The sequence below is a fragment of the Streptomyces sp. NPDC055103 genome (assembly GCF_053607625.1).
Window position 1 is genome coordinate 1 of the sequence record NZ_JBSGTX010000127.1, and the last position, 10,818, is coordinate 10,818.

Here is a 10,818-nt window from a genome sequence, read left to right on the forward strand (position 1 = left end):
CCGCGAACTTCACGGCAAGTTGATCACGAGTCTCGTCCGGGATGCGCATACGACACCAACGAGCCCCAGCTCTGAAAGCAACACCTTGATGATCGTCAGGCCCTTAGGGTCCCGCTCCGCAGAGACCCGAGCCGGCCGAAGTGTCGCCAGGGGCCTGGCAGGCCCACCGTGACCGGTCATTTCGCCGATGCCTTCCTCCGTCGTCGCCCCGACAGTGACGGGGCCAGTCGACACCGGTGCGCCGGCCGTCTCCCGGTCGGCGTCGCGCAGCCACGCCATGACGGCACACGACCACACACGCCTACCTGGCAGTCCGAGCCCGCGACCGCTCTGCGGGCTGGATCTACGGACGCTGGAAAGTTCGAGGGCCGACCCCTCCGGCCTAAGAAGACACCATCGATTCCCGTACTGGCCGCCGCCTACGCCCACACCGACGACTTGCGCACCGCCCTGTGGCAGATCCGGGACGCCATGACCTGCCGAACTGACCTCGGATGAAACGGGGTTGCAACGCCGGGGTGCAGACTCGCCACTGAGCGTCGGCCAGGGACGGTCGGTGCGGTCCGGGGGAGGCCATGCCCATGAGCCGTCGTCGAGGATGTCGCACTGGGACATGGTCCAAACCGTCGCGAGCCTGCCCTCCCGCCAGCAGTCGGCAGACCTGATGCCCACACGGCAGACGTGAACACCATGCCTCGCAGGGAACCTCGACGTCTCACCGCTAACCGTGCACGAGCTCGTCAGGTGCCCGCGGCGGTCAGCTCTCCCACCCAGTGCCCGGCTTCGAAGAGGGGTGTGTCGGCGCCACGGAGGGGCCCGGACGACAGCTTCCGCTTTCCCTTATCCTCGCTCTCCCAGAACGTCAAGGAGGGGGTGCTCTTGGCGCAGCCCGATGGCTGCTTGCTGTCGGCGAGCTCCGCGGGCGCGGTGCGGAGCCGGGTCGACTCCCGGGAGAACACCTCCGCCTTGTACATGCACCTCTCCCCCATCACGCTGATGGATACGAGACGAATGTCGCGTTTCGCCGCCCCCTCGCCCATCGTGACTTCGAAGCGGTAGGTGCCGTCCTCTCCCCGGCCGCCCCACGAACCCCGGAAGTTCTCCGGCAGCGCGCCCTTGGCGGGCGGCACCTTCTCGAACATGTCGGGGCCGTAGGAGGTGTGCCCGTCGTTTTGGTGGTCATAGAAGCCCGGGTCGTCTTCCCACTCGAACGCACCGTTCCATACGGCTACGAACGCCCCTATACCGTCCGAGGCGGAGGAACCGTAGTCATCGGTGTTGTCCTCGCAATGTTCCGCCTCGGACTTGGGGCTTGCTCTCTTCAGCCGGCTCGAGCCGAGCTTGATCGCGTCGCTTCTGGAGTCGGTGATGGTGCTTTCCCAGACGCACAGCCGCTCCTCGTTCAGGAGGGAGTACTCGGCGGTGCCCTTCGCGTCGATGAGGAGGCGTGCGAGCACCCCCTCGATGCGGAGGCCGTCCTTGTCCCTCGGGTCGAGACGCGCCTCCCAGCTCCCCTGCAACGCTTTCGGAGCACTCAGCGACGGTGACTCCCCCGCCCCGCCCTGCCACGGGCGGAGCGCGAGCAGGCCACCGACGGTGACGAGCACCGCGACGGCTGCCGTCCCTGCCACGACGGCCGGGCGACGCCGCGGTTCCTGGGTCTGCGCCGGAACGTGGGAGCGTGCCGTTTCGTCATATCCCGGCCCCACCGTGGGCGCGTGCGCGAGCGCGTCCGACGGGGACGCGGCAGGCGCTGGCACGGGCTGACGCTCGGGGGGCGCTTGCACAGGCTGGGGTGCGGCAGGCGCGTACGCGGGCCGGGGTGTGGGCACGGGCCGGGCAGGCGCCGGCGGAGTGGGAGCCTGGCCCGGCACGAGGGCCGTGTGCGGCCGCAGCGGATCGAAGTCCAGCAACTGTGCTGCGTGCCGCCCCAGTTGGCCAAGCAACGCGCCCGGCAGCCATTCGTCGACGCCTTCTGTGGCGGTGCGGGCGGCGACCTGCTCCGGCGTGGGGCGTTGTGCCGGGTCTTTCTGCAGGCACGCCCGTACGAGTCCGAGGAGCGCCTCCGGCAGCCCGTCCAGGTCGGGCTCCTCCTCGGCGACCCGGAACAACTGGGCGTGCAGCCCATTGCCGGTCGCCCCGAAGGGCTGGCGCCCCGTGGCGGCGTAGGCGAGGACCGAACCCAGGCAGAACACATCGGAGGCGGCGGTGACGTGGAGCCCACGTACCTGCTCGGGCGACATGAAGCCAGGCGATCCGATCACCATGCCCGTGCGGGTCTGCAGGCTGTCTCCGCTGATGCTGTCCAGCGCCCGGGCGATACCGAAGTCGATGACCCGGGGCCCGTCCACAGTGACCAGGACATTGGACGGCTTGAGGTCGCGGTGGACGAGGCCCGTCTCGTGGATGGCCTGCAGGGCGAGCGCGAGCCGGTTGGCCAGGACCCGCACCGACTGTTCGGGCAACGGCCCGTGCTGCTCGGCCACGACGGCGTGCAGATCGGGCCCGGGAATGTACTGAGTCGCGACCCAGGGCGTCTCCGCGTCCGTGTCCGCGTCGAGCACGGCCGCGGTCCAGGCCCCACCGACCCGCTTCGCCGCGGTGACCTCGCGCGCGAACCGCGAGCGGAATTCGGCGTGCTGGGCGAACTCGGTCTGCACGACCTTGACCGCGACAGTGCGCCCGCCTTCGGAGCGGGCGAGGTAGACCCGGCCCATGCCGCCGGCGCCTAAGCGGGCGATGAGGCGGTAGGGGCCTATGTGGGGCGGGTCTTCGGCGGTCAACTGGTCCACGAGGAGAGAGGCTAGCCCAACTTCCCGACAGCGATGGGTTCGACGGCTTCGTTCCTGAACATTCTCCATGGGGCCGGGTCTGTCGTCGGCTGAAGTACAGCCGACGCGAACCACCCCCTGCTCGGCGGGGAATGGCTTGCGAAGGATGGCCGCCCCAGCCGAGCACGGACTCGATGGCGTCAACGAGCTGGTGCTGGGGGCACGTGTCCGACGGGTCGTGCGACGGGCCTGGCCCGCCCCTTGGTGCGGCGGGCCAGGTTCGGGAAGCGGCGGCCTGCGCCTCGGGGTGGTTCAGGCCGCCGCGGCTCCCTCCGTCGTCGCCGGCGAACGTGCCGGTCGGGTCTGACTCCTGGCTGTCGAACCGGCCCTGCCCGCGGGCCAGGTGCTCGACCGCGATCAGGAGCCCGGGGGCCGCGTCGCTCGCGGGCTGCTCCTGCCTTGCCGTGATCGTCCTCGTTCGCTTCCGACGAAGGTGCTGATGACGAGCACTGGCGCCCCGAACGGGCGTAAGCAAGGCACAAACTCGCCTCGCTGCCGTGTCCGAGCCGTGACCGCCCAGGACCGGGGCTCCGTCCGCGCTACGTCGGACAGCAGCCGTGGGGACAGGTACTGGCACCACCGGACTCCATGTCGCACACGAAGTCGCACGCCGGGCAGAACGCCATGTGAACCTGGTTGCAGGCGCAGTCGCCATTGTCACAGGCGGCCGGCGTGGTCACTCGTACGGCTTCCTCGGCGCAACCGGCCGCGGGAGGCGTTCCTCGGGTGGCAAGGTCTCCAGGTAGGCGCGGCAGTCCGGCCGCTGCGGGTGGGGCATACCCCGGGACACGGCCCGACAGTCAGTCGTCGTGCCCCGGGCTCGGTCCGTCGGCCAGGTCTGGGGCCCTTGGGGCAGTGGGATCGGAGATCGTGGTGATCACCTTCTTGCCGCGGACGGCGCCGGTGATGCCGAGCTCGCGCATGAGGCGTTCGACGGTGCAGCGGGCCACGGTCTGGCCCTGGCGGTTCAGGTGCCGCCAGATCTTCCTCGCGCCGTGAACACGGTAGTCGGCGTCGTATGCCTCCTGGATCAGGATCTTCAGTTCGGCGTCGCGGACGGTGCGGGACGAGGGCGCCGTCAGCCGTTTGTGGTGGGCGTAGTAGGCGGCCGGGGCGATCTTGCAGTCGTGGTCGGTCAGAACACGGCAGATCGGCTCGACTCCGCCGAAGCGGTCCCGGTGCTCGTCGATGAACGCTACGAGCGTGTGTGTGGCCGGTCGAGCTCGGCCGCGAAGAAACTCGCCGCCGCCTTCAAGATCTCATTCGCCCGCTCCAGCTCGGCGATCTCCTTCTTCATCGCCTTGATCTGCGCGGACTCCTCCGTCGTCGTCCCAGGCCGGGTTCCGGTATCGATCTCGTCCTGACGGACCCACTTGCGCAGCGTCTCGGTCGTGCCGATACCGAGCTTCACGGCGACCGCTTTCATCGCGGCCCACTCGGTGTCGTACTCCGGCCGCACCTCGGCGACCATCCGCACCGCACGACGGCGCAGCTCAAGCGGGTACGGGGAAGGACGTGCCATGACTCGATCCTCTCAAATGATCGAGTCCCTACCGAACCCGGAACGGTTCACCGTCCTGTCTGTCAACTGCCGTGGAGCATCTCGCGCATGTGGGCGATCTCGGCGATCTGGGTTTCGATGATCTGGTCGGCAAGGTTCTTGGTGGGGGTGTAGGAGCCGTTCTGCTTTTCGGTCTTGGCCATGGTGATGGCGCCTTCGTGGTGTTCGATCATCATGGTCAGGAACATGGTGTCGAAGGTGCGGCCGGAGGCGTGGTCGAGGTCCATCATTTGCCGGCCACTCATCATCCCGGGCATACCGTTCATCTGGCCCACGTCGTCGTGCATGCCGTACATGCCCTGGGGGACTTCCTCGCCCCATGCCGTGAGCCATCCGGTCATGGTCCGGATCTCGGGTTCCTGCGCCTTTTCGATCTGGTCGGCGAGGGCCTTCACATCGCGCGTCGCGGCGTGGGTCTTGGCCATCTGGGACATGGCGATGGCCTGGCGGTGGTGCGGGATCATCTGCTGGGCGAAGGTGACGTCGGCCTGATTGTGGGCGCCGTCCTGGGCCGTGGCGGGTGCCTGGGTGGAGGTGGCGGGCGGGGTACTGGCCGGGGTACTGGTGCCGTCGCTGTCGCAGCCGGCGAGGACGAGACCGGCAGTGACGGCTGCCGCGGCCGCGGTGGCGGCAAGACGGCTGCGGGCGGTGCGGGTGGCGTTCATGGCGTGCCTCCAGCGGTGCGACCGGTGTGATGGAACAGGGCGGCGGCGGCCAGGGTGAGGCCGGCCAGCCAGCCGAGGGCGAGGAGCAAGGCGCCGGTGGTGTCAAAGCCGGGGGTGAGGGCTGCGTCGGTCAGGACGCGGACGGCGCCGTATCCGGGGAGCGCGTGGGCCCAGCCGGGCGGGGTGGGGCGGAGCATGGGGCTCTGTTCGATGCCGAGGTCGATGAAGGGGATCAGGAAGGCGATGAGGATGCCGCCGAGGCGTCCGAAGAGGGGGCCGAGCAGGACGCCGATCAGCGCGTAGGTGAGGGCGATGAGGATGCTGGCGGCGGTGTAGCGGGGCCAGTTGCTGGCGTCGAAGACGGTGGCGGTGACGGCGAGGGAGGCCGCGGTGGCCGCGAGTGCGCCGAGGACGACGATGGTGAGGCGGGAGGCAAGCAGCGCGGCGGGGCGCAGGCCGGCCAGCGCCAGGCGCCGGTCGGCGGCGCGGGCGTCGAGGACGGTGAACAGACCGGTCAGGGCGGCGAGTGAGCCGATGGCGATGGGGGCCATGGTGCCGCCGTGGATGTCGGGCAGCCACGCCCGCACTGCGCGGTCCATGCCGTTCTCGGGGGCCCTCAGCGTGGTGAACTCCTTCGGTGTCGTGGCCACCGCGAGGAGGACGAACGCGACTGGCACGGCGATGAGCAGCACCCACAGGACCCGGTTGCGGGCGGCCTCCCTCAGTCCCGCCCGCACCCCGGCGGACGTCTGCGCCCGCAGCGAGCCGGGCCGGGCCGTGCGGCGGGCGGAGCGGGGCCGGCTGGTGGCGGTGATGACCGTCCAGGCGACGGCCAGTGCGGCCGCGGTCCAGGCGAGGGCCCATCCGAGGTCGCCCAGCCGTCCGCTGTGCCCGGAGCGCAGGTCGACCATCCACAGGGTCACGTAGTGGGTGGGCAGGATCCGGGTGAGGGGCCGGTCGGCGGCGCCGAGCACCGGACCGAAGAACACGTCCACGATCCACACGAACAGCACGAGCACGATGCCGTTGACCGGGTTCTTCACCAGGGCGCCGATGACGGCGCCGATGCCGAGGTAGATCACCGCGTACATCACGGTGCCGGCCACGACCCGCCCCGGCTGCTGGCCCCATCCGGTCCGTACGGCGAGGGCCGCCAGGGCCGCCGCCGCGGCGAGCAGCCCCAAAGCCAGCCCGGTCGCCATGCGGGCTGTCACGAGCCGGTGGGGCGCGAGTCCGGCGAGGACGAGGCGTCGGTCGGCGGCGCGGGCGCCACGTAGCTGGAAGTACATCGCGATGGCGGCGATGAACCCGGCAGCCCATCCGGCGGTCGCGGTCTGCACGGCCGGCCCGCCGGGGCCGCCCAGCAGTTCGGCCGAATCGGCGAGGGGACGGGAGGCCACGACGACGAACACGATCGGCACGAGGACGAGCACGAGCAGGTTCACCGGGGTACGGGCGGCATCAGCGAGGAAACGCCGCACAAGCAGGGAAGTGGTCATCCTTCCACCGCCTTGCCGTCGCGGAGGTGGACGATGCGGTCGAAGCGTTCGGCGTCGGTGACGAAGTGGCTCACGATCAGCACCGAGCGGCCCGCCCGGCGGCGCTCGGCGACCAGGTCCCAGAACTTCAGATAGGTGTCGAAGTCGAACCCGGCGTACGGCTCGTCCAGGAGCAGCACCTCGGGGTCCGCCAGGAGGGCCAGGCCCAGGTTGAGCTTGGCCAGGGTCCCGCCCGACAGCCGGTCCGCGCGGGTGGCGGCGTACCGGCCGAAGCCGAGCCGCTCGTAGATCTCGGCACGGGTGGTCTGTTCGGCATGGCCGGGCAGACCGTACGCGCGGCCGAACAACTCGAAGTGTTCGTCGCAGGTGAGCCGTTCGTAGACGACGGGCTCCTGCGGGCAGTACCCGATCCGCCCGCCCCGGGCGATCGTGCCGGCATCGGGGGCCAGCTCTCCGACGAGAATCCGCATCAGGGTGCTCTTGCCCGAGCCGTTCTCCCCCACCAGCCCGACCACCTCCCCCTCCGCCAGCTCCACGTCGACTCCGCGCAACACCAAGACAGCTCGGCGTACCGGCCACACCCCGCGCCGATACGACTTCACGATCCCCGCAGCGGTGAGCACGACCCCGTCGGGCAGGCGGCCGCTCACGGCCGGCCCCGTGAACGGCGGCCCCGCGCGGCAGGCGTGTCGCGCAGCGTGTCGGCGACGGCCCAGACCAGCGCGGCGGCGATGACGATGGCACCCCACACACCCCAGGCGGCAGCGGAGGCGTCGTACGCGAGGAGCGCAGGAAGCGGGAACAGGCCCGCGAGCGACAGGACGAGGGCGAGCCCAGGCACGGCATCACGCCGCCGCCGCCGATAGCCGGCGCACGCGGCGACTGCCGCCACGGCGGCAGCCAGCAGGACCCAGGTCAGCACCGCCACCACTGCTCACCTCCGGGCGGTACGCCCGCGCGGATCGGAAGCACGCCGCGGCGAGGGCGGCACGGGTGGTGTGTGATGCCGCAGGCGAGGCCAGAACGCGGGTGTCCGGGCCACGTAGACGTTCCACTCGTCGCCGAAGCGAGCGGCGACCTCGCGCTCCTCGCCGCGGGCGAGGCGGACGTAGACGTACACCAGCACCGGGAACATGATCAAGGTGGGGATGGTCGGCCACTGGAGCAGGAAGCCGGTCATGACGAGGAGGAAGCCGTCGTACTGCGGGTGACGCACCCATGCGTAGGGGCCCGTGGTGGCCAGCCGGTCGTGCTGGGCGGCTTCATGCAGGCGCCTCCAGGCGGCGGCCAGGAGCCAGAATCCGGCGGCGATGGCGACGTAGCTGGCCAGGTGGAACGGGCTGAGGTGCGGGTCGCCGGACCAGCCCGTCACGTCGTTCCACAGGTGTCCGCCGGCGTGGGTGTCCTTCAGGAGGGGGAAGGTGCTGCCGAGCCAGCTGCCCAGCAGGTAGATCGTCAGAGGGGCGCCGTACATCTCGGTGAACAGGGCGACCATGAACGCGCTGTAGGCGCCCATCGCCCGCCAGTCGCGTTTCGTCTTCGGGTGGAAGAAGCTCGCGGCGAAGACGATGAACAGCAGGGTGTTGAGCACGACCAGTGGCCACAGGCCGTACGCGGCGTCAGCCATGACCGCCTCCGACGTGCGTCCGGGGCGGGGAGGCCGCATACCGGTGTCCGTGGGCGATGGCCGCCATACGCCGCTGGTAGGCGGCCGTATCGATCCGGCCGCGCAGGCGCACAGCGACCAGACGGCTTTCGGCGGCCTCAAGGGCGGCACGGCGGCCCCACAGGCGGGCGAGCGGCGGGCAGCGAGACTCGTCGGGGCCGATCATGCGGGCGGTGTCGTACACGATGCCCGCGATCATCAGCCCCGCGGCAACGGTTGCGATCACGGCGATCACGGAACTCACCCCGGCCCTGATCCCGGGTCGCGGGTCAGACGCGGCCGGATCCGCTGTGGTCGTCATCGTGGCGGTGCGACTCGTGGTCGTGACCGCCTTGGTCGTGCATGCCGCGCATCATGAAGAACATCATCAGCGGGCACGCGAGCGCGATGCCCAGGATCGCCAGGGTGCCGACGGGGACACCGAGAGCGAGGGCGCCGACGACCGCGATGGCCACGGCGATGGCGTACAGGCCCCACTGGTTCTGCTTCATCACGGGCCTCCTTCCTCACTTCTCATCGTCCCCCCAGACGGCGGATGGGGAGAGGGGCCGGACGGTCCCTGCCGTGGGCCGGTCAGGCCCTGCCTGGCAGGGGTGGCCCGGGCGGATGCTGCGCGGGAGGCTGGTGAGTGCAGGTGCGCAAGGAGGCGAGTGGCCGTGACTGTCGTAGACGTGATCATCGTCGTGGTCGCAGCCGGGCTGATCGCGGTGCTCGGCTGGTACTTCTTCGGCCCGCGCAAGGCGGGCACGGCCCGGCTGGAGGGCGGGGTGCAGCGGATCGACGTCACTGTCCGGGGCGGCTACAGCCCGAACCTGATCAAGGTCCGCCAGGGCACACCGGTCGAGATGGTCTTCGACCGGCAGGAGGCCGGCGAATGCACCTCCCGCGTCGTCTTCCCCGACCTCAAAGTCGGAGGCGGCCTGCCCGCCCACACCCGCACCACCGTCCGCCTGAACCCCGACAGGGCCGGCACCTTCGGCTTCGCGTGCGGCATGAACATGATCCACGGCACCCTCGTCGTCGAGCCCACCACCGGCGCAGCACCCGAAGAACCGGGCGCGGAGCCTGGCGAAAGTGCGGCACCGAGCACGGTGGAGACGTCGGCCGAGGACGCGGAGGCGGCCGACATCGCCGAGCGCCAAGCGGAGATCAAGGACCTGACCCGTCGGGTCGTCGTCGGTGCGTTGCTGACCGCGCCGGTGTTGTTCGCCGTGATGGCGCACGAGCTGTTCGGCGCCGACTGGGTGCCCGCCTGGATGCTGAACCACTGGGTTCAGCTCGCGCTGATCACCCCCGTGATGCTTTACACCGGCTGGCCGGTCCACTCCACCGGCTGGCTGGCCCTGCGCCACCGCGCCGCCGACATGAATTCCCTGATCACCCTGGGCACGAGTGCCGCCTACGGCTTCAGCCTGCTCGTCACCCTCGCCCCCGGGCTGCTGCCCGAGGACGTACGAGAGGTGTACTTCGAAGCAGTCGGCGTCATCCTCACCCTCATCCTGCTGGGGCGGCTCCTGGAGGCCCGGGCGAAGGCCGGCACCGGCGAGGCGATCCGCGCACTGATCGGCCTGCAGGCCCGCACCGCACGCGTCCTGCGCGACGGCGGCGAGACCGAGATCCTGGTGGACGAGGTGGTCGTCGGGGACGAGATCGTCATCCGCCCCGGGGAGAAGATCCCCGTCGACGCCGAAGTCTTCTCCGGCTCCTCCGCCGTGGACGAGTCGATGGTGACAGGCGAGCCGATGCCGGTCACGAAGCACGCGGGCGACGGTGTCATCGGCGCCACCGTCAACACCACCGGCTCGCTGCGGGTCCGCGCGGCCAAGGTCGGCGCGGACACCATGCTCGCCCAGATCATCCGGCTGGTGCGGCAGGCCCAGGCGTCCAAGGCGCCCATCCAGCGCCTCGCCGACGCGATCTCCGCCTACTTCGTCCCCGCCGTCATCGCCATCGCGATCGGTACCTTCGCCCTCTGGTACACCCTCGGCCCCTCCCCGGCACTCACCCTCGCCCTGGTCTCCGCCGTCGCCGTCCTCATCATCGCCTGCCCCTGCGCCCTCGGCCTGGCGACCCCGCTGTCAATCATGGTCGGCACCGGCAAGGGCGCGCAGGCGGGCATCCTCATCCGCTCCGCCGAAGCCCTGGAAACCGCCCACAAGATCGACACGATCGTCCTCGACAAGACCGGCACGGTCACCCAGGGCAAGCCCGTCCTAACGGATGTCCGGCCACTCGACGGCTTCGCCGAGAACGACCTGCTCGCCCTCGTGGCTGCCGCAGAGGCCGACAGCGAACACCCCCTCGCCCAGGCCATCGTCTCCGGCGCCCGTGACCGCGGCCTTCCGCCTCTGGCCGTGACCGGCTTCGAATCCGTCACCGGCAAGGGCGTCCGCGCCACGGTCGACGGCCACGTCGTCCTGGTCGGTACCGCCCGCCTCCTCCGCGACACCGGTATCGACCCGGCCTCCCTCAACCCCGTAGCCGAGGACCTTTCGGCCGCCGGCAAGACGCCCGTCCTCGCCGCTGTCGACGGCCGCCCCGCCGGGGTGCTCGCCGTCGCCGACACCGTCAAGAACGACTCCGCCCAGGCCATCGC

The 10,818-nt window shown here is 70.5% G+C and carries 11 protein-coding genes; 1 reads left to right on the forward strand and 10 read right to left on the reverse strand.

What is annotated here, in order from left to right; genetic code table 11:
- Positions 1 to 740: 740 nt before the first annotated feature.
- From ACWFR1_RS39260 to ACWFR1_RS39305, 10 genes are all read right to left on the reverse strand, one after another.
- Positions 741 to 2,792, reverse strand: coding sequence for a serine/threonine-protein kinase (locus tag ACWFR1_RS39260; protein ID WP_453560659.1), 2,052 nt, complete (start codon positions 2,790 to 2,792; stop codon positions 741 to 743).
- An 839-nt stretch (positions 2,793 to 3,631) separates the two neighbouring features.
- Positions 3,632 to 4,021: an IS3 family transposase gene (locus ACWFR1_RS39265; protein ID WP_453560661.1), complete on the reverse strand. Its 390-nt coding sequence runs from the start codon at positions 4,019 to 4,021 to the stop codon at positions 3,632 to 3,634.
- Between the two features lie 5 nt (positions 4,022 to 4,026).
- Positions 4,027 to 4,353 carry a transposase gene (locus ACWFR1_RS39270; RefSeq protein ID WP_453560636.1) on the reverse strand — a complete coding sequence of 109 codons (327 nt, stop codon included), beginning with the start codon at positions 4,351 to 4,353 and terminating at the stop codon, positions 4,027 to 4,029.
- A gap of 62 nt (positions 4,354 to 4,415) precedes the next feature.
- Positions 4,416 to 5,057, reverse strand: coding sequence for a DUF305 domain-containing protein (locus tag ACWFR1_RS39275; protein WP_453560639.1), 642 nt, complete (start codon positions 5,055 to 5,057; stop codon positions 4,416 to 4,418).
- Positions 5,054 to 6,556, reverse strand: a complete 1,503-nt coding sequence (locus ACWFR1_RS39280) for an ABC transporter permease (protein WP_453560642.1) — start codon at positions 6,554 to 6,556, stop codon at positions 5,054 to 5,056. The genes ACWFR1_RS39275 and ACWFR1_RS39280 overlap by 4 nt, the downstream gene beginning before the upstream one ends.
- Positions 6,553 to 7,206, reverse strand: a complete 654-nt coding sequence (locus ACWFR1_RS39285) for an ABC transporter ATP-binding protein (protein ID WP_453560645.1) — start codon at positions 7,204 to 7,206, stop codon at positions 6,553 to 6,555. The genes ACWFR1_RS39280 and ACWFR1_RS39285 overlap by 4 nt, the downstream gene beginning before the upstream one ends.
- On the reverse strand, positions 7,203 to 7,484 hold the full coding sequence (locus tag ACWFR1_RS39290; RefSeq protein ID WP_453560647.1) for a hypothetical protein: 282 nt from the start codon (positions 7,482 to 7,484) through the stop codon (positions 7,203 to 7,205). The genes ACWFR1_RS39285 and ACWFR1_RS39290 overlap by 4 nt, the downstream gene beginning before the upstream one ends.
- Before the next feature lie 6 nt (positions 7,485 to 7,490).
- Positions 7,491 to 8,183, reverse strand: a complete 693-nt coding sequence (locus ACWFR1_RS39295) for a methyltransferase family protein (protein ID WP_453560650.1) — start codon at positions 8,181 to 8,183, stop codon at positions 7,491 to 7,493.
- A complete protein-coding gene (locus tag ACWFR1_RS39300) occupies positions 8,176 to 8,448 on the reverse strand; it encodes a hypothetical protein (RefSeq protein WP_453560652.1) in 273 nt (90 codons plus the stop codon). The genes ACWFR1_RS39295 and ACWFR1_RS39300 overlap by 8 nt, the downstream gene beginning before the upstream one ends.
- A 43-nt stretch (positions 8,449 to 8,491) precedes the next feature.
- Positions 8,492 to 8,713 carry a DUF2933 domain-containing protein gene (locus tag ACWFR1_RS39305; RefSeq protein ID WP_453560655.1) on the reverse strand — a complete coding sequence of 74 codons (222 nt, stop codon included), beginning with the start codon at positions 8,711 to 8,713 and terminating at the stop codon, positions 8,492 to 8,494.
- 165 nt (positions 8,714 to 8,878) lie between these two features.
- Here ACWFR1_RS39305 and ACWFR1_RS39310 point away from each other — a divergent pair.
- Positions 8,879 to 10,818, forward strand: a 1,940-nt coding sequence (locus ACWFR1_RS39310) for a heavy metal translocating P-type ATPase (RefSeq protein ID WP_453560657.1), incomplete at its 3' end; no start/stop codon positions are given.

What these genes read in the sequence shown, in the direction of transcription:
- ACWFR1_RS39270 (WP_453560636.1), bottom strand. Translation starts at nt 4,353, where the DNA reads ATGGCACGTCCTTCCCCGTACCCGCTTGAGCTGCGCCGTCGTGCGGTG.
- ACWFR1_RS39275 (WP_453560639.1), bottom strand. Translation starts at nt 5,057, where the DNA reads ATGAACGCCACCCGCACCGCCCGCAGCCGTCTTGCCGCCACCGCGGCC.
- ACWFR1_RS39280 (WP_453560642.1), bottom strand. Translation starts at nt 6,556, where the DNA reads ATGACCACTTCCCTGCTTGTGCGGCGTTTCCTCGCTGATGCCGCCCGT.
- ACWFR1_RS39295 (WP_453560650.1), bottom strand. Translation starts at nt 8,183, where the DNA reads ATGGCTGACGCCGCGTACGGCCTGTGGCCACTGGTCGTGCTCAACACC.
- ACWFR1_RS39305 (WP_453560655.1), bottom strand. Translation starts at nt 8,713, where the DNA reads ATGAAGCAGAACCAGTGGGGCCTGTACGCCATCGCCGTGGCCATCGCG.